Source organism: Plantibacter elymi (nom. nud.) (assembly GCF_900177795.1).
Taxonomy (GTDB): Bacteria; Actinomycetota; Actinomycetes; order Actinomycetales; family Microbacteriaceae; genus Plantibacter; species Plantibacter elymi.
In genome coordinates this window covers 883615-906362 of the sequence record NZ_FXWJ01000002.1, presented here as the reverse complement: position 1 = coordinate 906362, position 22748 = coordinate 883615, and the positions used below count along the sequence as shown (strand labels likewise).

At 68.5% G+C, this 22748-nt stretch carries 25 protein-coding genes; 17 read left to right on the top strand and 8 right to left on the bottom strand.

Annotation, left to right across the window (positions count from 1 at the left end; translation table 11 throughout):
* Positions 1–47: 47 nt before the first annotated feature.
* Positions 48–713, top strand: a complete 666-nt coding sequence (locus CCK91_RS09165; RefSeq protein ID WP_133059968.1) for a GAF domain-containing protein — start codon at positions 48–50, stop codon at positions 711–713.
* A 318-nt stretch (positions 714–1031) separates the two neighbouring features.
* On the opposite strand, the gene CCK91_RS09160 is transcribed toward CCK91_RS09165, so the two are convergent.
* A complete protein-coding gene (locus CCK91_RS09160; RefSeq protein WP_133059967.1) occupies positions 1032–1580 on the bottom strand; it encodes a hypothetical protein in 549 nt (182 codons plus the stop codon).
* Positions 1581–1950: 370 nt separating this feature from the next.
* Here CCK91_RS09160 and CCK91_RS09155 point away from each other — a divergent pair, with 370 nt between their 5' ends.
* Positions 1951–2160: an Lsr2 dimerization domain-containing protein gene (locus tag CCK91_RS09155; RefSeq protein ID WP_086473842.1), complete on the top strand. Its 210-nt coding sequence runs from the start codon at positions 1951–1953 to the stop codon at positions 2158–2160.
* A gap of 94 nt (positions 2161–2254) precedes the next feature.
* Here CCK91_RS09155 and CCK91_RS09150 read toward each other — a convergent pair whose 3' ends face one another.
* Positions 2255–2878: a hypothetical protein gene (locus CCK91_RS09150; protein ID WP_133059966.1), complete on the bottom strand. Its 624-nt coding sequence runs from the start codon at positions 2876–2878 to the stop codon at positions 2255–2257.
* A gap of 198 nt (positions 2879–3076) precedes the next feature.
* On the opposite strand from CCK91_RS09150, the gene CCK91_RS09145 reads away from it, so the two are divergent.
* Positions 3077–3787, top strand: a complete 711-nt coding sequence (locus CCK91_RS09145; protein ID WP_133059965.1) for a hypothetical protein — start codon at positions 3077–3079, stop codon at positions 3785–3787.
* Between the two features lie 154 nt (positions 3788–3941).
* A complete protein-coding gene (locus CCK91_RS09140) occupies positions 3942–4088 on the top strand; it encodes a DNA cytosine methyltransferase (RefSeq protein ID WP_207568202.1) in 147 nt (48 codons plus the stop codon).
* A 5-nt stretch (positions 4089–4093) separates the two neighbouring features.
* Here the strand turns inward: CCK91_RS09140 and CCK91_RS09135 are convergent, their stop codons facing one another.
* On the bottom strand, positions 4094–4372 hold the full coding sequence (locus CCK91_RS09135) for a hypothetical protein (protein ID WP_086473707.1): 279 nt from the start codon (positions 4370–4372) through the stop codon (positions 4094–4096).
* A gap of 520 nt (positions 4373–4892) precedes the next feature.
* Between CCK91_RS09135 and CCK91_RS09130 the strand changes: the two genes are divergently transcribed.
* The 3 genes from CCK91_RS09130 to CCK91_RS09120 all read left to right on the top strand — a co-directional run bounded on the left by CCK91_RS09130 (position 4893) and on the right by CCK91_RS09120 (position 6021).
* Entirely contained in the window at positions 4893–5108 is a 216-nt protein-coding gene (locus CCK91_RS09130) for a histone-like nucleoid-structuring protein Lsr2 (RefSeq protein ID WP_064296464.1), read from the top strand.
* A 71-nt stretch (positions 5109–5179) separates the two neighbouring features.
* Positions 5180–5434: a hypothetical protein gene (locus CCK91_RS09125; RefSeq protein WP_133059964.1), complete on the top strand. Its 255-nt coding sequence runs from the start codon at positions 5180–5182 to the stop codon at positions 5432–5434.
* A gap of 275 nt (positions 5435–5709) precedes the next feature.
* Positions 5710–6021 carry a rhodanese-like domain-containing protein gene (locus CCK91_RS09120; protein WP_064296463.1) on the top strand — a complete coding sequence of 104 codons (312 nt, stop codon included), beginning with the start codon at positions 5710–5712 and terminating at the stop codon, positions 6019–6021.
* A 34-nt stretch (positions 6022–6055) separates the two neighbouring features.
* Here CCK91_RS09120 and CCK91_RS09115 read toward each other — a convergent pair whose 3' ends face one another.
* Positions 6056–8242 (bottom strand): hypothetical protein, encoded by a 2187-nt coding sequence (locus tag CCK91_RS09115; RefSeq protein WP_133059963.1) that lies wholly within the window; start codon positions 8240–8242, stop codon positions 6056–6058.
* A 206-nt stretch (positions 8243–8448) separates the two neighbouring features.
* On the opposite strand from CCK91_RS09115, the gene CCK91_RS09110 reads away from it, so the two are divergent.
* The 6 genes from CCK91_RS09110 to CCK91_RS09085 all read left to right on the top strand — a co-directional run bounded on the left by CCK91_RS09110 (position 8449) and on the right by CCK91_RS09085 (position 14490).
* Complete coding sequence (locus CCK91_RS09110) at positions 8449–9078, top strand: TetR/AcrR family transcriptional regulator (RefSeq protein WP_086473704.1); 630 nt, start codon at positions 8449–8451, stop codon at positions 9076–9078.
* Positions 9075–10331, top strand: coding sequence for an MFS transporter (locus tag CCK91_RS09105; protein ID WP_086473703.1), 1257 nt, complete (start codon positions 9075–9077; stop codon positions 10329–10331). The genes CCK91_RS09110 and CCK91_RS09105 overlap by 4 nt, the downstream gene beginning before the upstream one ends.
* Positions 10331–11575, top strand: a complete 1245-nt coding sequence (locus tag CCK91_RS09100) for an alanine racemase (protein ID WP_086473702.1) — start codon at positions 10331–10333, stop codon at positions 11573–11575. The genes CCK91_RS09105 and CCK91_RS09100 overlap by 1 nt, the downstream gene beginning before the upstream one ends.
* Positions 11575–12885 carry a D-arabinono-1,4-lactone oxidase gene (locus CCK91_RS09095; RefSeq protein WP_086473701.1) on the top strand — a complete coding sequence of 437 codons (1311 nt, stop codon included), beginning with the start codon at positions 11575–11577 and terminating at the stop codon, positions 12883–12885. The genes CCK91_RS09100 and CCK91_RS09095 overlap by 1 nt, the downstream gene beginning before the upstream one ends.
* 134 nt (positions 12886–13019) lie before the next feature.
* The gene (locus CCK91_RS09090) at positions 13020–13586 is read left to right on the top strand and encodes a LemA family protein (protein WP_086473700.1); all 567 of its coding nucleotides are present in this window, start codon (positions 13020–13022) and stop codon (positions 13584–13586) included.
* Between the two features lie 19 nt (positions 13587–13605).
* Positions 13606–14490, top strand: a complete 885-nt coding sequence (locus CCK91_RS09085; RefSeq protein ID WP_086473699.1) for a M48 family metalloprotease — start codon at positions 13606–13608, stop codon at positions 14488–14490.
* Positions 14491–14570: 80 nt separating this feature from the next.
* Here the strand turns inward: CCK91_RS09085 and CCK91_RS09080 are convergent, their stop codons facing one another.
* Positions 14571–16100 (bottom strand): hypothetical protein, encoded by a 1530-nt coding sequence (locus CCK91_RS09080; RefSeq protein ID WP_086473698.1) that lies wholly within the window; start codon positions 16098–16100, stop codon positions 14571–14573.
* A gap of 44 nt (positions 16101–16144) precedes the next feature.
* On the bottom strand, positions 16145–17485 hold the full coding sequence (locus CCK91_RS09075) for a winged helix-turn-helix domain-containing protein (RefSeq protein ID WP_086473697.1): 1341 nt from the start codon (positions 17483–17485) through the stop codon (positions 16145–16147).
* Positions 17486–17595: 110 nt separating this feature from the next.
* On the opposite strand from CCK91_RS09075, the gene CCK91_RS09070 reads away from it, so the two are divergent.
* Both CCK91_RS09070 and ilvA read left to right on the top strand, forming a co-directional pair.
* On the top strand, positions 17596–18918 hold the full coding sequence (locus tag CCK91_RS09070) for an AI-2E family transporter (RefSeq protein ID WP_086473696.1): 1323 nt from the start codon (positions 17596–17598) through the stop codon (positions 18916–18918).
* Positions 18915–20171 (top strand): threonine ammonia-lyase, encoded by a 1257-nt coding sequence (gene ilvA / locus CCK91_RS09065; RefSeq protein WP_086473695.1) that lies wholly within the window; start codon positions 18915–18917, stop codon positions 20169–20171. Before CCK91_RS09070 ends, ilvA begins: the two co-directional genes overlap by 4 nt.
* 87 nt (positions 20172–20258) lie before the next feature.
* On the opposite strand, the gene greA is transcribed toward ilvA, so the two are convergent.
* Positions 20259–20750, bottom strand: a complete 492-nt coding sequence (greA, locus tag CCK91_RS09060; protein WP_229938696.1) for a transcription elongation factor GreA — start codon at positions 20748–20750, stop codon at positions 20259–20261.
* A gap of 156 nt (positions 20751–20906) precedes the next feature.
* The gene (locus CCK91_RS09055; protein WP_158596544.1) at positions 20907–21341 is read right to left on the bottom strand and encodes a DUF4307 domain-containing protein; all 435 of its coding nucleotides are present in this window, start codon (positions 21339–21341) and stop codon (positions 20907–20909) included.
* A gap of 168 nt (positions 21342–21509) precedes the next feature.
* Between CCK91_RS09055 and mca the strand changes: the two genes are divergently transcribed.
* Positions 21510–22385 carry a mycothiol conjugate amidase Mca gene (mca, locus tag CCK91_RS09050; protein WP_079706259.1) on the top strand — a complete coding sequence of 292 codons (876 nt, stop codon included), beginning with the start codon at positions 21510–21512 and terminating at the stop codon, positions 22383–22385.
* Positions 22382–22705, top strand: coding sequence for a hypothetical protein (locus CCK91_RS09045; RefSeq protein WP_079705496.1), 324 nt, complete (start codon positions 22382–22384; stop codon positions 22703–22705). The genes mca and CCK91_RS09045 overlap by 4 nt, the downstream gene beginning before the upstream one ends.
* Positions 22706–22748: the final 43 nt, after the last annotated feature.

The window sequence follows — 22748 nt, the reverse complement described above, 5'->3', positions numbered from 1 at the left end:
ACGTGTGGCTCTTTTGGCTTGGTCTCGGTGCCACAGGCGCTGCATTCTTGTCGGAGATCATCGTCCAGCGACCCAGCTACATGCACCTAGCTAAGCTGCGCGAGGAAGCGGAAGAGAAGGCTGCAGCCAAATCGCGGGCGCTCGAGCGCTCGCTTCAGATCCTGCTCGAACACTTGGCGAAGTACTGCAAGCTCGAAGGGCACTCAGATCGGTTCAGCGTGTACTACTACCACGAGAACCAGTTCGTCATGCTGGCTCGGTCAGCGAAGAACCCGAACTTCGCGAAGAAGGGCCGAGGACACTATCCCATCGACCAGGGCGCAATCGGCACGGCTTGGGCCGCCGAGCATGGACAGGCGCTTGTCCAGATGAGCGCCAACAGGGAGACCTGGGACAAAGCAGCCAGACGCCAGAACTTCACTGACGACGACATCGCTCGTATGCGGATGCGAGCCAAGACCGTAGCGGCTCTCCGAATCGAAGGTGACAAGCGCTCCGTGGGGGTGCTCGTGATCGAGACCACCACTCCCTCGCGCATAACTCAGGCTCACCTGGATCTCGCGTCCGACGCCTATCTCGTAGCTGCCATCGGAGAGTTGGTCGCTGCGGCCGCGTTACTCACGCCCGAAGGGGAGACCCTTGGTACGCCCGCTCCTCGCCCGGTCGTGCGACCGTGGCTGCCGATTCGCGCCACAGTAGCTACTCGATCTTGACCGTGCCGGCCCACGGTTTGAGTAGAGTTCAACGAGCCGAGAGCTGCGTCTTATGCACGCCTCGACTGCATTCCCAACATCTTTTGCTGAGGCGGTTGACACCGTTCCGTTGTCCCCCCCCCAGATAGAAACTAAGCACGATCATGAGAAAGCCGCCCGGCCCCTGGGCGGCTTTCGTGTTTCTGGCCGGATCGACCCCAAGTCGAGAGACTGTTCGGCATCATAAGCATCTCGGGATGTGGAGTGATCAATGTCCTGGGGTGGGGACAGTGCCGCGCTGGACTCCCACCCCGTGCTCAAAGAAGTGCAGCAGTGTGCTCAGTTGAAAGGCTGGATCTGGTCGAGCAAGTCGGCCACGCCGCCGAGCTGCGTGACCTCGTCTTGGGGCAGCTCGTCCCGGCGTAGGTACGCCGCGACGACGTCCCGCATTGAGGTCACAGTCTGGCGGTAGCCATCCTCACCTAGCTCCTGATACTTCCAGGGGTAGTTGTCGAGACTCTGGAGATTGCCCAGAGCGTAGAGGCCATTATGCACGGCCTCACGCACGACGGCATCCGGGATGAGCTGGAAGGTGTGCCAGAGCTCATTCACGGCCTCTACCGCCTCAGGAGGAGGCGCAGGGCGCTTAGACCCCATGCTGACGGTGGTCGAGTACCGCCACATGGTGGTCAGGTGTCTGTACACCTTGGCAATGTGGTCAGCGGCCTCCACCCTGCGGGACTCCGCCAGTTCGCTTTGACGCTTAGTCTCTGCTGCTGCTTCGTCTCTGCGGAATCGGAGCCGATCGAGCACGACTGATGTTCCAATCGAGATCCCGGCACCAACCAGCAATACGGCCACGGTCTTCATTAGGTCAGCCCAATCCATGCCTGAACCATACCGACGGGCGTCGGTCTCAGTGGCCTTCGTCATATCCCGGGCGCCCTTCGCCAGGCCGGATCGTGAGCACTTCGGGGTGAGAACAATCCACCATTCGGGGCGGGCGTGACGGCAGACGCCGCGCCCGCCCCGACAAGGACACATGGGAAGTCACGATGAAGTTGCTCTGCACGCTCGGCATCCACCGGTGGGGCTACAGCGGCAGCTCTGAGGTGGACGACCGACGGCGCTACAGCACACCGCCCGCGTTCAGGTGAACAGCTGGCCGTTGTCGCCACCTGACGCCCAGCGATCCGGCCGAGACTCCCCTCCCGGAGACGCTGTCCGTGGGCCTGTGCTCAGATGCGAGGAGGACTTCATGGCACAGCGCAGAGTAACAACGCTCATCGACGACCTCGACGGAACAGACCTTCAGCGAGGATCTGGCGAGACGATCCGGTTCGGCGTGGGTGGCCGTACCTATGAGATTGATCTCAGCGACGACAACGCCGAGGCGCTCCGCGAGGCGCTCCAGCCCTACAGGGAGGCCGGTCGGCGGATCACGCCGACTCGTCGACGTCGCCGGTAGCGTGACCAGCGCAGTGGGACAGGAACGCTGTCGAGCGTCGTCGCTGGCGGTGATCATCGTCTTCACCATCTAGCAGGCCGGAATCGACGCCTTGTCACTCCGACTCCTTGTCGCCACCTGACGGTGACAGCTCTCGATACCCTCCGGCTGGCTCTGGGGCCGAGCCCTCTGTCCCGACCACCCTGCGCCGATCGCCAGCGATGTGTCCCATGGCGACGCGGGTCCAGCTGAGCAGATCCTGCCGATCGTCCCAGCGCTGATCTTCATCGTCGCCATAGCCGAGCCAGTGCGGCGCGATGATCCACAAGCCGCGCAGTCGCCACATCGCCACCCGCAGTTCCTCGGCGCACTTGATTAGATCCGTCATGTGAATCGCTGGCTGGTCGCCGATCGCAGGACGGAGTTGTCCCAGCGCCCAAGGCGGCTGGATGAGGATCTGGTGAACATACCCGACTCGGCTCCGGTGCGCTCGATGAGTGGCCTCCAGCGCAGGCAGCGCCAGGGCTCGGAATTCCGACGGCACCGGTTCGAGATTGAGCATCCGACGTACGTCCCTGGTTACCCGGGCGAAGTCACGATCCGGCTCGCCTTCGCCAAGGCCCGCCTGAGCGAGTCGCATCCACAGGTTCTTCATCTCGTTCTCAGCCCACGTGTCATTTCGCACGATCTCGCCGAGATAGAACGACAACTCGTACTGCGGCGGAAGGTCCTCGGTCACGAGCACAACATACTGCGGTCGCCGTCCTAGCGACCATCGACAAGCTCCGTCCGATCGACACACGCGGCTGCGTTCGTCGCCAGGAAAGCTCCGGGGCAGCGAGGACAGATGACCGTTGCAGCATCGTTGCAGCACTGCTCTACCGGTCCGTTCCGGGCTTGGATACCCTCTGGTTCCCCCTAGAGAATGTGAGACCCGATGATCACTGAACTCCCCAAAATCAGTCGACGATCTGCCTTCCAGATCGGCGGCGCAGGAGTCGTCGCAGTGTTGGCCGCGCCAACACTGAGCAGTTGTGCAGCGCTTCCCGCGGTGGCCTCCTTCACAGGGTCGTGGCTGGCAGACATGAGCGCGTCCCTCGCCGCTACGGTCCTTGCCGACACGCTCACGGGGGGACTGCAGGGCGAGTGGGCGAGCTGGGAAGCAGGGGCGAAGGCTGCTCGCGAGGCAGAGGTCGCGCGCGGCTACAACTTCTTCTCGACCGCTTCGTACGGCGACGGAGTCCCGCCCGCGGTCATGTTCGCGTCCACGAAGGCCGAGACGTTCGACGAGCAGACCGACCGGCTGATCGTGTGCGTTGAAGAGGGGGCGGCCAGCGTCGCGTTCGACCCTTGGGCCTGGAAGGCGCTATCGCTCTTCGTAACCGACATGACGAAGGGGAAGGACGGGGACACTCTGGCAGGATTCCAAGCGCTGTGCCGGGTCAGCCTCGTCCCGAACGCTGTGCTGGCTACCAACACGGAGACTGAGAGCGGCCGTTCCCAGCTCGTGACCTATAAGACCCGTGTGGGAGAGGTCGAGATGAACCGCCGTACCAATGAGGACGGGACGATCACGGTGCAGGTCGTCGCGACAGGCATCCCGACGGCGAAAGATGTCGCCACCACCCGCGAGTTCCAGGTCGACTGATTGATGTCCCGGTGGCTTAGGTTGCAAGCCACCGGGACGCGGTCCCCGTTTCAGCCGAGCGTGCGCGCTCTGCAGAGTTCGTTGGCCGCCCATACCCGAGGGCACCGCCGAGACGCGGTCCCGGACGCTCGAACCGCGCGAGATTGTGGTCGGCGTGGCGTTCGCGCGCGACTACGTGCTGCTCGGCACGAAGCGGGAACAGGTCAAGCAGGCGGGCAACGCGGTGACGCAGCCGGCAGCCCGCGACCTCGGGCACGCGGTCGCGGAGTTCCTCCTCGGGGAAGAACTGGTGGCGGCGTGACTACCTCAGACGGACGGCGCGATGTACTCGAGAGCATCTTCGACTGTTCTGAAAACGGACGGCATCCCCACCCCGAAGAACCTCGACTCAATGGCACCGTGTTCGTCTCGGGTGTACGGGACGATGTAGCCGATGGGCTGCCGGTCTTCGTCGAGGACAACGAGCTCGGCGACCTGATTGCCGGAGATGGCATCGGAGCGGCTGAACGTGAAGGTGCGGTCACCCCGGGGCACCTCGAAGTCGTGCATGCGGGCGGAGCTGACGAAGTTCTCATTGAGGTCCATTCGCTCATCCTCGCGGTCGTCGGAGACGGCTCACAAGTAGGGGAGACCCTGACGTGATCCGCATGAAGCAGGAGAATCAGACCGCCCGCGACGAGCTCCGTGCTCGCGCCCTGGTCCGGGACCCTGACGGCGGCGTATGTGTGGAGTGTCGCGTGCCGTGCCTGCGCCCGCGCTGGGACCGCCAGCTCAACTCCAGCCAACCCTCCCGCAGCGTCGCTCCGAACGGTCACCGCTCTGCGGTTCGCGTCACCAGAGCTCCAAGTCGACATCACCAGCTGCGCATTCTGATCGCCAGGGCGGACAGGACTCAAGTCACCAACTCTCCGAGTGGAGCTAATGACAACGACGTGACAACACTCGCCGCCGAGCTGCGGTGATCGAGCCTGGTCCGTGTGAGCTCTCAGTGCCGTAATCTGGCGGAATTGGGACAGGTTGGTTGCACTGACAGGGGTGTCTAAAGGGTTCGAACCCCACCGGGGGTACGACGCCGTACCGCCAACCCGCATGGAAGGATGGACGCATGGCTACCCGCACGATCACGACGCTCGTCGACGACCTCGACGGTTCCGACATCCCCCGCGGGCTGGGGGAGACGGTCCGGTTCGGCATCGACGGCGAGAACTACGAGATCGACCTGACCGACGACAACGCGGCGGCACTGCGCGAGACGCTGGCGTCGTACGTCGAAGCCGCACGACCCGTCATCGCGTCGGCATCGCTCCGCCGGCTGCACTGAGCGGTCTGCACGTTCGCCCCGATCCTGCAAGGGTCCGTGCCGGGCGGGGGAGCGCGACTAGCGTGCTCAGCATGAGTACTCCGAGCGACCACGACCACGCACTGAACGACGAAGAACAGACGAGCAAGGACCGCACGTACAGCCCCTCCAGCGAGGCGGAGACGGCGGCCAAGCAGGACGACGGGCAGCCCGTCGTCCGCGACCCCGACATCGCCTCCGGCATGATCAACGTGGCCCCCGGGACCGGCGGTCCTGACGACACCGGCGACGTCGACGTCGACCCGGGTGAGCTCCACATCCCTCGCGATCCCGACAGCGCGCACTGAGACAACGATGCCTCGGGCGTTGGCCCCTGAATGGGGTGCACAAAACGGACGACGCGAACGCGACACGGCGGTGTTGCGTCACGCAAGGTGCCTCCGGTCCGCTACCTTCGAGGTGGGGGCGTCACCCGTGAGCCGGTCCCGGAAGCCGCAAGCTTCTTGGTCGACCGGTTGCTAGACGCCTCAAGTGAGGGCGAGGTATTCGGGTTACCTCGCCCTCACGCTTGCCTGCCGCATCTTCCGGCCCGGCCGCGCGTCCTCGACGGTAGGCTGAAGCGATGCAGGAGATCACCCCAACCGAACTGAGCAAGCTCGAGCAGGCCGTCATCATCGACGTCCGCGAAGCCGACGAGGTCGCCGTCGCCAGCGTGCCCGGTGCCCGACACCTGCCGATGTCGTCCTTCCTCGACCACCTCGACGAGGTGCCCCGCGAAGAGACCGTGTACGTCATGTGCCACTCCGGTGGCCGCAGCGCCCGCGTCACGGGCTACCTCGAACAGCAGGGCTACGACGCTGTGAACGTCACCGGTGGCATCTCCGAGTGGGCTGCCAGCGGCCTGCCGGTCGAGCGTCCCGCCGACGCCGGCTGAGGTCTGATCGGGCCAACCGGCCGTCGAGCGTCGCTCAGCGCGCGTCGATGAGCGGCCGGAGGTGACGGTTCCAGGCCCACGTGCCAGCGCCGACGGCCGCGAACGCGAGCGACCCCAAGAGAAGCCCGACGAGCGTGTCACCCGCACCCGGAACCGTCGCCGTCGGGCCCAGGAGTCCGAACAGCAGCGTGAAGCCCACGAACGCGCTGCCGAGCCACACCGGCCTCGACCAGGCGAGGATGGCGCGTCCACCGAGCGGCCCGAGGGGGAGGAGCGCGATCGACGCGGATCCGATCCCCGCGATCGCGGTCAGGTTCACGGCCTCGACGAGCATCGCGCCCACGCCGCCGCTCGGCTCGCCGGCCAGCGCCGACGCGAGCCAGGCGATCGAACCGAGCCCGGCGGCCGCAGCGATCCGGGCCAGCGCGAGGCGGCCCGCGATGCGTGGCGTGATGGCATCGGAATCGGTCTCCGCCGAGGATGTGGAGCCGGCTACATGCGTTTCGGGTCTCCGTGTCGGCCGGATTTCGGTCAGTAGCGCGAAGAGCAGAGCCGGCTGCAGGGCCAGGAGGCGTGAGAGCGCGGTGACGACACCGACCGTGACCAGCCCGCCGACACGGACGCTGACACGCATCGAGCCCAGCCCGGCTCGGCGGGCGACGACGAGCTGCGCGAGGAGGCCCACGACGTTGATCGCGACCACGGCGATGAGCGAGGCGAACCACAGCCGGAGATACGCCGGCTGACCGCTCACGGGGTGCGCGAACATGAGGATGCCTGCCGCGAGCACGGCGGTGACGACGGCCATCGCCGTGCGACTCGGGAGCGGGACCGACGGGACCCGCTCGAACTCGTCCCTCGGTCGGTTGCGCCCGGTCACCGCTGCACGACGACGGTCGGCGATCGTGGCGCGCCAGGGGGCGATGGAGGTCGCGAGGAGTCGGGCCGGGATCGCGATGAGCGCCACCGCTGCGAGGGCGAGGAGGGCGGCGAGCCACCAGACCGGCTGGCCGCGTCCGTCGATCGTGGAGGCGAGGGTCTGCGTGAACGGCGTCGTCCCCGACCAGAGGCCGCCACCACCGGTGGGTGGAGCGGCGCCGGGTGCCGGTTCGCCGCTCGGCGATGGGGTCGGCTGCTGCGTGCCCGGAGCGGGTGTCCCAGGTGCTGGCGCGGGCTCGGTGCCGTCGGACGGCGATGGGGAGGCGGACGGTGCCGGCGTGGCGGGCGCGGCCGATGCATCGCCGAACGTCAGGGTGATCGCCGTACTCGCCCCGCTCGTGTTGCCCGCGGCATCCTGCTGGATCGCGAGGACGACGTGCGCCCCCGCCGGCACGCCACCGCCGGAGCAACTCCACGTGCCGCCGGTGACGAACGCCGTGCAGACCGACGTCGAGTCGGCGAAGACGGTGACGGTCGCGCCCTCCTCGCCGGTGCCGGCGTAGCTCGCCGCCGAGATCGGCATCGCCTGTCCGGCCGTCGGTGAGGACATCACGGGCGGGGCCGGAGCGTCGCGGTCGATGGTGAGCACGACCGGGGCGGACGCGTCGGAGCGCTGACCGCCGCTGAACGACGTCTGTTGCGTCGCCGTCACGGAGAGGTCGCCGGCCCGCAGCGGCTCGCCCAGCACGCAGAACCAGCTTCCGGAGCTGTCCGCTGCGAAACTGCAGGTGGCACCGGAGTCGGCGCGGACCGTCACCGTCGCTCCGGGGTAGGCGGTCCCGCGGACGCCGCCGTTGCTCGGCGTCCCCTCGGTGATGGTGGGCGGGCCGAGCGCGGACACGGAGATCTGTGCAGAGAGCGTCTCCGGGACGCCGACCTCGACGGCGGTGATGAGCAGGCCGCCGCCGTCGGGCAGGTCGATCGAGCAGGACCAGTCGGTGCTGTCGTCCTGCGGCAGGATGCAGACCGGCTCGAGACCGTCGCCGACCTGCAGCTGGACACCCGTGCCGGCGTCCTTCGTCCCGGTGACCGTGGTGCCGCCGCTGCCGATGAAGAAACCGGAATCGGGACTCGTGATGGTCGGCCCGTCGAGTGGCGGTGGGGTCGGCGCCGCAGCGCTCTCGCTCGGGGAGGGGAGCGGTTCGGGCGTCGCCGATGCGGGGCCCGCGACGGTCGTCGTCCAGAGTCCGGCCGAGAGGAAGACGGCGAGGAGGATCGCGACGCGTCCGATCGAGCGATTCGATCGGACTCCTGTTCCTGCGCGCGCGTGTTCCCCGGTCACCGTCTCCATTCCCCCAAGATCACCGCGGGAAGTCAACCTCCCGCGCCAGATCGGGTCACATTCTCGGCCGATCCGCACAGGAAAGCCGTCGCGACAGGTGCGCTCCGACCGGTGGTCCGCCATACTGGCGCGACTGGGTCATCCGTCCCAGTCGGGTCGACCGCGATGGAGCGGCACGACCCGCAGGCGCCCCGGGAAGGGTTGCGATGCCGAGGATCTCCGTTGTCGACCGACGAGCCGAGCTGATCAGCGCCGCCCTCCGCGTCGTCGCAGCCGAGGGCGTCGCCGCCGCCACGACCAGGGCCATCGTGGCCGAGGCCGGGATGTCGCTCGCCAGCTTCCACTACGCCTTCGCCTCCCGCGACGAGCTCCTCGCCGAACTGGTCGCACACGTCGTCGAGCATGAACGCGTCGTCCTCGACGTCGGGGAGCTGCTGCCGGACGAGGAGGCCGGTCAGGAGCATCCGCCCACCCTCGAAGCCGTCGTCCGTGCCGGCCTCGAACGCTACGTCGACCTCCTCCGCGCCGATCCGGCTCGGGAGGCGGCGATGCAGGAGCTCAGCGCCTACGCGATGCGGACGCCGGGCCTCGAGCACCTCGCGCTCGAGCAGTACCGACGGTACGAGGAGCTCGCGTGTGAGGCGCTCGCGCTCGCCGCAACGGTCAGCGGCAGCACCTGGACGCAGCCCGTCGACGAGATCGCACGGACCGTCATCGCCTTCACCGACGGCCTGACACTCGGCTGGCTGGTGCGACGCGACGACGCCGAAGCCCGGCGACTCGTCGGGACGGTGGCGCACCTCGTCGCAACCCTCGCCGAACCGGCGCCGAGATGAGCGGCCTCGGCACCGCAGCCGTCGGCCACCCGGCCGACCGACGGGTCACCGGGCGCTGGGTCGCCGCCTTCGCGGTCGCCTGGCTGGGCGTCTGGATGGCCCAGCTCGCCCCGCTGCAGCTCCTCCTGCCCGCGCAGATCGACGCGACGCTCGCTCCCGAGCACTGGGTGGACAGTGTCGTCGCTTTCGGTGTCGTCGCCGGGGCGGCCGGACTCTGCTCCATCGTCGTCTATCCGCTGACGGGCGCCCTGTCCGACCGCACACGGTCGCGGTTCGGGAGACGCCGCCCGTGGATCGCAGGTGGCGCGCTCGTCTTCGCCCTGGGGCTCGTCCTCCTCGGACTGCAGACCGGCATCGTCGGCATCGGCGTCTGTTGGTGCCTCGCCATCATCGGCTTCTGCATCCTGGGAGCAGCGCTCACCGCGACCATCTCCGATCAGGTGCCCGTCGGACAGCGCGGCTTCGTCTCGGGGTGGATCTCCGCGCCGCAGGCCGTCGGGGTCATCCTCGGCATCGCCCTCCTGCTCCTGCTCGGCACCCAGATGGACGTGGGGTACCTGGCGCTCGCCGTCCTCCTCATCGTGCTGGTCGTGCCGTTCCTGCGGCTGCCCGATCCACTCCCGACGGGCGATCGACCCCTGCGACTCACCGCGCACGCGCTCCTGGAGAGTCTCTGGATCTCACCGCGACGCCACCCCGACTTCGCCTGGACCATGCTCAGCCGCGTCCTCGTGAACCTCGGCAACGCCTTCAGCACCTCGCTGCTGTTCTACTTCCTGCTCTTCGGGCTAGGGGACGCCGACGCCGAGACCGACCTCCTGCTGGTCACGGTCGTCTACACGGTGTTCGTCGTCGGTTCTTCGATCCTGCTCGGCCGACTGTCCGATCGCATCGGACGACGACGTGTCTTCGTCGTCGCGGCCTCCGCCTCACAGGCGCTCGCCGCACTCCTGCTCGCGATCTGGCCCTCGCTGCCGATGGGGTTCGTCTCGGCGGCGCTCATCGGGCTCGGCTACGGCTGTTTCATGTCGGTCGATCAGGCGCTCGCGACGCAGGTCCTGCCGGACCCTGCGTCGCACGGCAAGGACCTCGGCATCATGAACATCGCCCAGGCGGTGCCGCAGGCGGTCGCTCCGCTGATCGGCGCGTGCCTCGTCGCCTGGCTCGGCGGATTCGCCGGCCTGTACCTCGTCTCCGCGGCCTGCGCCGTCGCAGGGGCGGTCGCTGTCACCCGAGTGCGAGGAGTGCGCTGATGAGCATCGAACTGACCGCCGGCGGCCGGGTGTCCGAACCGATGCCCTGGCTCGACCCGAGGCGATACTGGGGCGGCATCGAGCGGGCCGTCTCGGACGTCGACTCGCCCGTCGCCGTCCTGCATCTCGGAGCCCTCCGCCACAACACGCACGACATGCTCCGACGGGCCGCGGGGAAACCGATCCGCATCGCCAGCAAGTCCATTCGCGTCCGAGCGGTGATCGACGCGCTCCTCAGACAACCCGGGTACGCCGGCGTGCTGGCCTACTCCCTGTCGGAAGCGCTCTGGTTGTCCGAGACGGTGGACGACATCGTGGTCGGCTACCCGACGGCGGAACGCGGTGCCATCGCGCGGCTGGCAGCCGACGAACGGGCGGCCTCGCGGATCACCCTCATGATCGACTCCCTCGACCACCTCGACCTCGTCGACGCGGTGACACCTCCGGAGCGACGTGCGCGCATCCGCGTGTGCATCGAGCTCGACGCCTCGTTCCGCGCGCCCGCCCTCGGCCACGTCGGTGTCCGCCGCTCGCCCCTGCGCACGCCGGACGAGGTCCGGGCTCTCGCGGAGGCGGTCGTCGCCCGACCCGGCTTCAGCCTGGTCGGGATCATGGCCTACGAGGCGCAGATCGCCGGGCAGGGGGACGACCTCGCGGGTCGACCGGCGTGGTCGGCTGCGCTCCGCGCGATCCAGCGACGCTCGTGGGCCGAACTCCGGGAACGTCGTGCCGCCGTGGTCGCTGAGGTCCGAGCGGTCGCGGAGCTGGAGTTCGTCAACGGCGGCGGGACCGGATCCCTGGAACTCACCGCGTCCGACGACTCGGTGACCGAGATCGCGGCGGGGAGCGGTGTCTTCGGCGGACACCTCTTCGACCACTACCGGGCGTTCACCCCGGCACCGGCAGCGGCGTTCGGTCTGTCGGTCGTCCGGAAGCCGTCGCCGGAGCTCGCGACGATCCTCGGCGGCGGATGGGTCGCCTCCGGTCCCCCTGGGCTCGACCGCCTCCCGCTCATCGCGTGGCCGGAGGGCCTCGAGATGCTCCCGCGGGAGATGGCCGGCGAGGTGCAGACGCCGGTCTCCGGGGCTGCGGCTGCGTCGCTCCGGCTCGGTGACCGCGTCTGGTTGCGGCACACGAAGTCCGGGGAGCTCAGCGAACGGGTGGACGTGTTCCACATGGTCGGGGACGACGGGGTGGAGGCCGTCCTGCCGACGTACCGCGGCGAAGGGCAGGGGTTCGTGTGATGGGAACGACGACAGCGTGGACGAACTGGGCGCGGACCGAGCGGGCGTGGCCCGTGCGGGTCGAGCGGCCCGACTCGGTCGGTGCAGTGCAGCGCCTCGTGCGTGCTGCGGCGGGGGCGGGCTTGCCGATCAAGGCCGTCGGAGCCGGACACAGCTTCACTGGGATCGCCGTGGCGCCCGGTGTGCTGCTCGAGCTCGACGCCCTGAGCGGTCTGGTCCGGGTCGATCGCGAACGCGGCCGGGTGACCCTCCGCGCAGGCACACGCCTCCACGACATCCCGCGCCTCCTCGAACCGTTCGGTCTCGCCATGCCGAACCTCGGCGACATCGACCGGCAGTCCGTCGCCGGCGCGATCTCCACCGGCACACACGGGACCGGGATTGCGTTCGGCGGCATCGCGACGCAGGTCGTCGGGGTGACGATGGTGACGGCGGACGGCGAGCTGCTGACGTCGGACGCCGAGCAGGAGTCAGGGCTCCTCCCGGCGCTGGCGCTCGCGCTCGGTGCACTCGGGATCCTCGTCGAGGTCACGCTGCAGTGCGTCCCGGCGTTCGTCCTGCACGCGGTGGAACGGCCGGAGTCGCTCGACGAGCTGCTGCCCACGCTGCTCGACCGTGCCGCCGCCGTCGACCACTTCGAGTTCTACTGGTTCCCGCACACCGCGACCGCCCTGACCAAGACGAACCACCGGCTGCCGGGTGACGCGCCCACCAGACCACTCCGCCCGGTCGCGAAGTGGGTCGACGACACGCTCCTCGCCAACGGGGTCTACCGGGTCCTCTGCAACACGGGCGCCGTCGCGCCGGCCATCGTCCCGCGCGTGAACCGGCTCGCGGACCGCCTCGTCGGCGATCGCGAGTTCACCGACCGGTCGACGCGGGTGTTCACCTCCAGCCGCACGGTGCGGTTCGTGGAGATGGAGTACGCGGTGCCGCTCGAGCACCTCCCGACCGCGTTCGCCCGGATCCGCGCGCTCATCGAGGAGCGGGGGTGGCGGATCTCCTTCCCCATCGAGGTCAGGGTCGCAGCGGCCGACGAGCTGTGGCTCTCCACAGCATCGGGGCGAGCGACCGGATACGTCGCCGTGCACCGCTTCTTCCGCGAGGACCCGGGGGAGTACTTCCGCGCCGTCGAGGCGATCATGATCGAGTTGGGCGGTCGGCCCCACTGGGGCAAACTGCACGGCCGTGACGCGTCGTCCCTGCGTGGTGCCTATCCTCGGTTCGACGAATTCGTCCGCCTCCGCGACCGCCTCGACCCCGGCCGCCTGTTCGGGAACCGGTACCTCGCCCGCGTCCTCGGGGAATGACGGCCCGCCGAGTGTCCGATGCGTCCGCGCTGCACGCCTGCTGCGTGCTTCCTCCGAACTCCCCAAGGGCACCGGCGGGTCGCAGGTAGAATGAGCAGACCTGCTCTCCATCGACTCACAAGGAGCCCATCCTCATGGAATGGCTGATCCCAGTCCTCATCGTCGTCGCCCTGGTCCTCATCGTCGGCATCTACTTCTGGGTGACGTACAACTCGCTCGTGACGCTGAACGTGCGGGTCGAGGAAGCGTGGAGTGACATCACCGTCCAGCTGAAGCGGCGCGCCGACCTCATCCCGAACCTCATCGAGGCGGTCAAGGGGTACGCGGCGCACGAGAAGGCCGTGTTCGAGAACGTGACGAAGGCTCGTGCCGAGACGCTCACCGCACAGGGGCCGGCGGCCGTGAGTGAGGCCGAGACCCACATGCAGCAGGCGCTGAAGAGCATCTTCGCCGTCGCGGAGGCCTACCCGCAGCTCCAGGCAAGCCAGAACTTCCTCCAGCTCCAGTCCGAGATCGTCGACACTGAGGACAAGATCCAGGCCTCACGCCGCTTCTACAACGGCGGTGTCCGGGAGCTGAACACCAAGGTCAAGGTGTTCCCGAACAACCTGTTCGCGAAGGGCCTCGGGTTCTCGGAGCACGACTTCTTCGAGGTCACCGACAACGCGGCGATCGCCGAACCGCCGCGCGTCCAGTTCTGACGTGCGGTAGCGCAGTCCCATGTACCGCGCCATCGCCAGGAACAAGCTCAACACGGTCCTGATCTTCGTCGTCTTCCTCGTCATCATCGGCGGGCTCGGTTGGCTCGCGGGGTATCTCTACCAGAACCTGACGATCACGATCGTGGTGCTCGTCGTGGCCGTCGTCTACGCGGTGATCCAGTACTTCTTGGCGGGGCGGCAGGCCATCGCGATGACCGGAGCGCAGCGCATCGAGCTGGCCGACAACCCGAGGCTGTACCGCATCGTCGAGAACCTCGCGATCACGACCGGGACGCCGATGCCCGAGGTGTACCTCATCGCCGACCCGGCGCCCAACGCGTTCGCGACGGGTCGCGATCCGCAGCACGCGATGGTGGCCGCGACGACCGGCCTCCTCGAGATCCTCAACGACGCCGAGTTGGAGGGGGTCATGGCCCACGAACTCGGTCACGTCCGCAACTACGACATCCGCGTGTCCATGGTCGTCTTCGGCCTCGTCGTCGCGATCGGGTTCCTCTCCGACATGCTCCTCCGGATGACCATCTGGGGAGGCGGCAACCGGAACAACAACAACGGCGGCAACCCCGTCATGCTGATCATCGGCATCGTGGCGATGCTCGTGGCACCGCTGCTCGCGACGCTCGTCCAGCTCTCCATCTCACGCCAGCGCGAGTATCTCGCCGACGCGACGGGCGCCCTCACGACCCGTCACCCGGAAGCGCTCGCGAGCGCTCTGGGGAAGCTCGCCGCGTACGGTCGACCGATGGCGAAGCAGAACTCGTCCATGGCGCACCTCTGGATCTCCGACCCGTTGAAGCCCGGCGCGGTCGCACGATTGTTCAGCACCCACCCGCCGCTCGTCGAACGGATCAAGCGCCTGAGCACCATCGGCGGCGGCTTCTAGGCGAGGGCCTCCCGCTCCCGGACACACGAATGGGGCGGCACCCGGAGGTGCCGCCCCATTCGGCGTTCAGGCGAGAGCCGTTACTCGGTCTGCTCGTCGGAGTCGAACGTCACCGTGACCTTGTCGTCGGCGTCGATCGTGATCTTGCCGGGGAAGTTCAGGTACGTGTCCCACACCTGCTGACCCGCCACGGCGCTGCCGTACCAGGAGGCGTCGAACGAACCGTCGATGCGGCCGTCCGAGGTGTAGAAGTACGAACCGCTCTCGTCGACCTCGACGGTCGGGGGAGAGGTGAGCGTCCAGGTCACCGGGCCGACACTCGTGAACTGCTTCTGCTGCCAGTCCGGCATGACGCCACAGGTGGTGTCGAGCGTGGTGACGTCGAGGCACTTCTCGATCATCGCGACGACCTGCTTCGTGACCTCGGTCGTGAGCGCCTCGGTGGCGGTCACGTCGATGTCGATGAAGGCCGAACCCTCGCCGGCGCTGTACGAGCTCAGCGTGATGGTCTGGGCATCGCCCTGCAGGAACTTGCTCTCCGGCGGAGCGACCGTGTAGATGGCCGGGTAGGCGAACAGGCTCTCGTCGGACGCGCCGTCGAAGTTGACGCCGTTGACACTGAACGCGGTACCACCGAGACCGGTGTAGACGTTGATGCTGCCGACGAGGGAGCTGGCGAGCTTCCACTGGTCGAAGAACAGGAACTGCTTGCCTTCGCTCTCGAGCGTGACCGAGTCCTCGTACTTCTTGCCGCCGAGTTCGTACGTGACCTGCACGCGTGCTTCGCCGTTGCGGTTGTAGACGCGGCCGACCTCAGGGTTCTTGATGCGCTCGTCGGCGCCCTTCAGGACCTCGTTCGTGAGCAGTGCGGTCGGCTTGACGGCGGCCGGAGCCTCGGCCTCGGCGTCCGCATCCGGATCGGCCGACGCGGACGGGTCCGGGGTCGCCTCGGGCTCTGCGGACTCGTCGTCGGTGCTGCCGACGATCGAGGGGTCCGGTGCGACGAGGCTCGTCGCGAGCTTCGCGTCGCCGGCGGCGATGGCCTTGAGGTATTCCTCGACCTTCGCCTGCGGGCCGAACGCCGTGGTGTTCAGCACACCGATGGTGATGGCGGCGGCGGCGATGAGCACGAGTGCGCCACCGGCGATCGACGACCACAGGATGATCCGCTTCTTCTGCTTCGGGTCCATCGGCTGCTTCGGAGCGCCGGTCGCGTACGGGTTCTGCGCCGTCGCGTACTGACCGTTGGGCTGCTGTCCCTGCTGGTACGGGTTCTGGGCGCCGGTCTGCTGGCCGGTCTGCTGACCGTAGGGAGCCGGGGGCGCCTGGTTCGGCGTCTGCTGCTGCCCGGACTGGTACGGGTTCTGCTGACTCTGCTGGTACGGGTTCGGGGTCTGCTGCTGTCCGGACTGGTACGGGTTCTGCTGCTGACCCTGCTGACCCTGCTGGTACGGGTTGGGCTGCTGCTGCTGACCCTGCTGGTACGGGTTGGGCTGCTGCTGCTGACCCTGCTGGTACGGAGCCTGCTGGTCGCCCTGGGACGGCTGGTTCGGCTGCTCGCCCGGGTTCGGTCGGCCTGGTTGCTGTGGTGTGGTGTCGTCGTTGCTCATGGGCGGGTTCCCCTCGTTTCGGACCATGGAGGTGCCCGCCAATCCTATAGTTGTTGTGTATCTCCTGAGAATGATTGTGCTGGCTGAGCATGGGGAGTAGTGCCCGTGTCCGGCGCGGGAGGGAGCGGGAGGAGTCGGGTGCCGACGGCGTGCGCCAACGATGCCGCCAGCGTCCCGCGGTCGACGACGACCACCGCGTCGAGTCCCTGCCAGCGGGCCGTCTGCTCGAGGAGCTCCGCGAGGCGTCCCGCGATCGCGTCGTCGGCGATGGGACGCAGCCTCCTGGCGACGGCATCCTGGTGTCCACGCTCGAACCACGCGGACTGGACCCGCAGGACGCCGGCCTGGCGGTCGCTCTTCAGATCGACGCGCGCGACGATCTCGCCGTCGATGAGGACCGGTAGCACGTAGTAGCCGTAGACGCGCTTGGGCTCCGGTGTGTAGATCTCGATCCGGTAGTGGAGTCCGAACATGCGGAGGGCGCGTTCGCGGAACCAGACGACGGGGTCGAACGGGCTGAGCAGCGCGGCCCCCTCGATCCGTCGCGGCCGTCGTGCATCGCGGTGCAGCCACGCTTCCTGCGGCCCACCGCGTCGGTCCCAGCCGGCCACGGTCACGGATTCGAGGACACCGGCGTCCACGAGGTCATCGACCGCTCGGCGGACGGCGGTCTGCGGTTTGATCCGGAAGTAGTCGGCCAGGTCGGCGACGGTCGCGACGCCCTGCGCTGCCGCTGCCTGCTCGACGAGCGCACGGATCGCGTCGGGCCGGGCGACGTCGAGGTCGAGGACGTGCTGCGGCAGCACATGCTCGGCCAGCGCGTACCGGCGCTCGAACCGGTCGCGACCGGCCGTGACCACCTCGCCGTAGAGGAACAGGACCTCCAACGCCCGTTTCACGTCGGACCATCCCCACCAGGGTCCGCGTCGGACGTTCGCATCGTGTTCGATCTCGCTCGCCTTCAGCGGCCCCTCGACGCGCAGGAGCGCTCGCACCCAGTCCAACATCTCCGTGTTCTGGCTCGCCCAGGTGGTCTCGTCGCCGGCATGCTTCGCGCGGTGCGCGTCCATCCGCCACCGGAACAGCGGCCACGAGTCGCGGGGGATGAAGGCCGCCTCATGCGCCCAGTACTCGAGGTAGGGCGCGTCGGCTCCGAGGGTCAGGCGATCGAGCAGCGACTTGTCGTATCCGCCGAGCCTCGCGAACAGCGGCAGGTAATGACTGCGCTCGAACACGTTGACGGAGTCGATCTGCAGGAGACCCAGACGATCGATCGTCGAGCGCAGGGCGCGGGTACCCGCCGGGGTCGTGCGTTGCGGGGCGCCGAACCCTTGCGCACCGAGCGCGATCCGTCGGGCGAGGGCGGGGGAGAGGGAACCGGACACGGCCCGACGCTAGCACCGGCGTCGGACACCCGTCGTGTACCGGCGGAAGGGACGCCGCCCACCGGTCTTTGCATGCGCTCGCCGGCATGTGGCAGCCCTACACTTGAGCAATGGCGGACGACACTCCGAAGACCTGGTGGGGACGCTTCCTACCCGAAGCGGCATCGCCCGTGCGCGAACCGGACCTGAGTGGATCGAGCAGCGTCCCGCGAGGCATGCGCGTTGCCGCAGCGTGGTCGTGGCGGATCCTGCTGGTGGCTGCGGTCGTCGCGCTGCTGGTCTTCCTCGTCGTGCAGCTCCGCCTCATCGTGATCCCGCTGCTCATCGCCGTCCTCGTCTCCGCTCTGCTGAAGCCCGTCGTCGACGTCCTGGTACGCCACCGTTGGCCGAAAGGCCTCGCCATCGCGCTCGCGATGGTCGGCACGCTCGCCGTCGTGAGCGGACTGATCTTCCTCGCGATCTCGCAGATCACCTCGCAGTTCGCCTCCGTGCAGGCCCGCACCATGACCGCCTACGGCGACTTCAAGGCCTTCCTGCTCGCCAGTCCGTTGCACGTGACCGAGACACAGCTCAACGACTTCATCGCCCAGGCGTTCGACTCGCTCCAGCAGGACAGCCAGGTCCTGCTCTCGGGTGCCCTGTCGATCGGTTCGACGCTCGGCCATGTCGCGACGGGCGTCTTCCTGACGCTCTTCTGCCTGCTGTTCATGCTCATCGACGGTCGGACGATCTGGCGTTGGACGGTGCGCGTCTTCCCGCAGCGAGCACGCCCCGCCGTCGACAGCGCCGGTCGCGCAGGCTGGCGGACGCTCGGCAACTACGTCCGCACGCAGATCCTGGTGGCCTCGATCGACGCGGTCGGTATCGGTCTCGGCGCGTTCTTCCTCGGCGTCCCGCTCGCGATCCCGGTCGCCGTGCTCGTCTTCCTCGGCTCGTTCGTGCCGATCGTCGGCGCAGTGGTGACCGGCGCCGTGGCCGTCTTCCTCGCGCTCGTCTACAACGGCCCCGTCATCGCGCTGCTCATGCTCGGCGTCGTGCTCCTCGTCCAGCAGCTCGAGGGCCACGTCCTGCAGCCGCTCATCATGGGTACGGCCGTCAAGGTCCACCCGCTCGCCGTCGTCCTCGCCGTCGCGGGCGGCACGCTCGTCGCCGGCATCCCCGGCGCCCTGTTCGCGGTGCCCGTGGTGGCCGTCATCAACGTGATGGTCCACACCATCGCCAGCGGCACCTGGCGGACCGGCGGCAGTGCTCCGCCGGAGCCGGGCGCCGACGGCGCCATCTGGCAGACCGTCCCGAGCCCCAGGCGAATCCGTCCGGGCTCCCGCTCGTCTCACGAGCCGCAGGATCGCCCAGGCGTTCAGGAGCCCCAGCACCCCAGCGAAGACCTCCGAGAGACCTCGTCCCCAGAAAGTCCAGGACCCCGCACACCATGACCGATTCAACGACCTCCACACCCGTGTTCCCCGGCCCGTCGCTGGCCGCGTTCGAGCGGGCCAGAGACACCCTCGTCGGCACCGTCCAGCGCACGCCGATGGAGAGCTCCCGCTACCTCGCCGACGTCCTCGGCGTGCCCGTGCACCTCAAGTGCGAGAACCTCCAGCGCACCGGCTCCTACAAGATCCGCGGCGCGTACAACCGCATGTCCAGTCTGACCCCCGAGGAGCGGGCGCGCGGCGTCGTCGCCGCCTCGGCGGGCAACCACGCGCAGGGTGTCGCTTTCGCCGCCCGCGAGCTCGGCATCACCGCGACCATCTTCATGCCGGTCGGCGTCCCGCTCCCGAAGCTCGCCGCAACGCGCGACTACGGTGCGCACGTCATCCTGCGCGGCCACACGGTGGCGGAACCGCTGATCGCGGCTGCCGAGTTCGCCGCGGAGACCGGTGCCATCCTCATCCCGCCGTTCGACCACCCGGACGTCATCACCGGGCAGGGCACGCTCGGGCTCGAGATCCTCGAGGAGGTCCCCGACGTCGAGACGGTCATCGTGCCGATCGGCGGCGGCGGGCTCATCTCGGGTGTCGCGGGTGTCATGAAGCAGCGCGCGGCCCTTGAAGGACGCACCATCCGGGTGATCGGCGTCCAGGCGGCGAACGCGGCCGCGTACCCTGCGTCGCTGGAAGCCGGAACCCCGACGACCATCACCGTGCAGCCGACCATCGCCGACGGCATCGCCGTGGCCCGTCCCGGTGAGCTCAACTTCGAGATGATCAGCGCCCTCGTCGACGAGGTCGTCACCGTCAGCGAAGACGACCTCGCCCGGGCGATCGTCGTCCTCCTCGAGCGCGCCAAGCTCGTCGTCGAACCTGCTGGAGCCGCCGGTGTCGCGGCGATCCTGGCCGGGAAGATCGAGCCGACCGGCACGACGGTCACCATCCTCTCCGGCGGCAACATCGACCCGCTCCTGCTGCAGCGGGTCGTCAGCCACGGCCTCGCGGCGTCGGACCGCTACCTGACGCTGCGCATCCCGCTGCCCGACCGACCGGGGCAGCTCGCACGGACGGCGGAGCTCGTCGCGCAGGCCAACGCGAACGTCATCGAGGTGCTGCACACCCGACACGGCCACGGATTGCAGATCAGCGACGTCGAACTCGAGCTCAGCATCGAGACGCGCGGGCCCGACCACCGCGACCTCGTCGTGCAGACGCTCCGCGAAGCGGGGTACGACCCGCAGATCGTCGACGACTGATCCGACTGACGGAACGCAGCAGGGCCCCGCCGTGTCGGCGGGGCCCTTCGTGCGTCTGGTCGGTCGCGGAGGACGCGACCCGCCGGATCAGGAACCGGTGTAGGTCTCCACCGCGCTGATCGACACGGTGATCTCCTTGCCGTTCGGCGCCTCGTAGGTGGTCTTCTCGCCGATCTTCAGACCGAGGATGGCGGCGCCGAGCGGGCTGCCTTCGCTGTAGACGTCGAGGTCGGTGTTGCCGGCGATCTCGCGGCTGCCGAGGAGGAACCGTTCTTCGCCGCCCGCGACGACAGCGGTGATGACGGTGCCGGACTCCACGACGCCGCTGGACTGCGGTGCCTCGCTGACCTTGGCGTCTCGCAGCATCTGCGTGAGCGTCCGGATGCGGGCCTCCTGCTTGCCCTGCTCGTCCTTCGCGGCGTGGTAGCCGCCGTTCTCCTTGAGGTCGCCCTCTTCTCGAGCCGCTTCGATGCGCTTGGCGATCTCCTCACGGCCCGTCGTGCTGAGGTGTTCGAGTTCCGCCTGCAGCCGGTCGAAGGCCTGCTGGGTGAGGAACGTCTCCTGGATCTGCTCGGACACGATGGAACTCCTTTGCATGGTGGGTCCGCACACGACGGCCGAAACGCCCGTCATATGCCAGACGCCCCGGCGGAATGCCGGGGCGTATGAAGTACTGCCTTCGAGTATCGCACGATCGGCGCGGAAGTGCGGTGCACGCGCCGCCGTCGTCGCGGGTCAGGAGCGGTGCTCGACCACCCAACAGGTGTCGACGACGCCGGTGTTGCTGAGCTCCGTGGTGCGGACGCTCTCCGTGAAGGTGCGGGTGCGCTGCTCGGACGGCGGCAGCTCGACGACCTTCCATCCGACGACCGCGAACTGCTCGTTGAGCGCCTGGACCGAGCAGGCCATGGGGGTGTCCTGCGGACCGGTGACCTCGAAGGACACGCTGACCATCGTGTCGTCGACGATCTCGTGTGCCGTGTTGCGCGACTCGATGCTCGGACGACTGCCGTCGAGACCGGCCCACACGACCCACGCGATGAAGACGACGGCGAACGCGGCGGCGGCGAGCCAGATCAGGCGGCGGTCGCGGGCACGGTTGCCCGGGGTGCGTCCGTATCGCGCCGCGATGGCGTCCTGAGGGCCGGCATCCTGCAGGGGAGAGGTCACGTCACGGGCTCCGGTTCGAACGGTTAAGCTGGACCAGGAGTGCGAGACGCCTCGAGGTCGACACCTCAAGCGTATTGCCTCTTCCTGGATGCGGAGTCCCGACCGCGTCGTCATGTCACGAGTCGCGAAGCGGTCCCCTCGCGCAGACCAGCCGGAAGGCGGAGCACCATGACCATGAGACTGCTCGCCGTGCACGCGCACCCCGACGACGAGTCGAGCAAGGGGGCGGCGACCCTCGCGCACTACCGGAGCCTCGGCGCCGAGGTCATGGTCGTCAGCTGCACGGGTGGTGAACGCGGCGACCTCCAGAACCCCGGACTCGCCGACGTCGCGATGATCGAGCGCGACCTCCCCGGCTACCGTCGCCTCGAGATGGCCGCGGCGCAGGAGATCCTCGACATCGAGCACCGGTGGCTCGGCTACCAGGACAGCGGGATGGCCCGCGACGACGGCACGGTCCCACCCGCGAGCTTCGCCGACATCCCCCTCGAGGTCTCGACCGGTGTGCTCGTGCGCATCGTCCGCTCCTTCCGACCGCAGGTCATCATCACCTACGACGAGAACGGCGGCTACCCGCACCCCGACCACATCCGGTGCCACGAGGTGAGCGTCGCCGCGTTCGAAGCGGCTGCCGATCCCACGCGCTATCCCGAAGCGGGCGAGCCCTGGCGCGTCGACAAGCTGTACTACGACCGCTCGTTCAGCCCCGCCCGGCTCGAAGCCGTGTACGCCTACCTGCTGGAGCACCACCCCGACGACCCGGCGGTCGAGCGACTGGCCGAGATGCGCGAGTGGATGGCCGGCCGGCCCGATCTCGCGACGACGCACGTGCGCGTCGGCGACTTCTTCGAGGCGCGCGACGCTGCGCTCCGGGCACACGGCAGCCAGGTGCCGCCCGACTCACCGTTCTTCTTCTGGCCCAACGACGTCCTCCGTGCCGCATGGCCGTTCGAGGACTACCAACTGGTCACGTCGCACGTCGCGTCGACCACCCCAGAGTCGGAGCTGTTCGACGGCATCGACACCAGCGAAGGAACCGCATGATGCACCACCTGTTCACCGAGGTCCTGTTGGCGGTCACACCGTCGCCGTCGCCCTCGCCGGCGTTCGACGAGAACCAGGTGACGCCGGGACCCTGGGGCTTCGTGATCACCTTCGCCATCGCCGGCGTCGTCGTCTTCCTCGTCATCGACATGGTGCGTCGCGTGCGCCGGGTCAACTACCGCGCGGAGATCGACGAGCGGCTCCAGGCCGAGGTCGCCGAGCGGGCAGCCGCGGACCGCGCGGGGAGCGACACCGGTGAGGCGGCCCCCGCAGGCGTCGAGGACGACCCTCGCCCGCCGTCGGACCAGTCAGCCCGCTGACACCACCACCGCGAGGCCTCGCTGCTCGGCGGGCCGCCGGTCG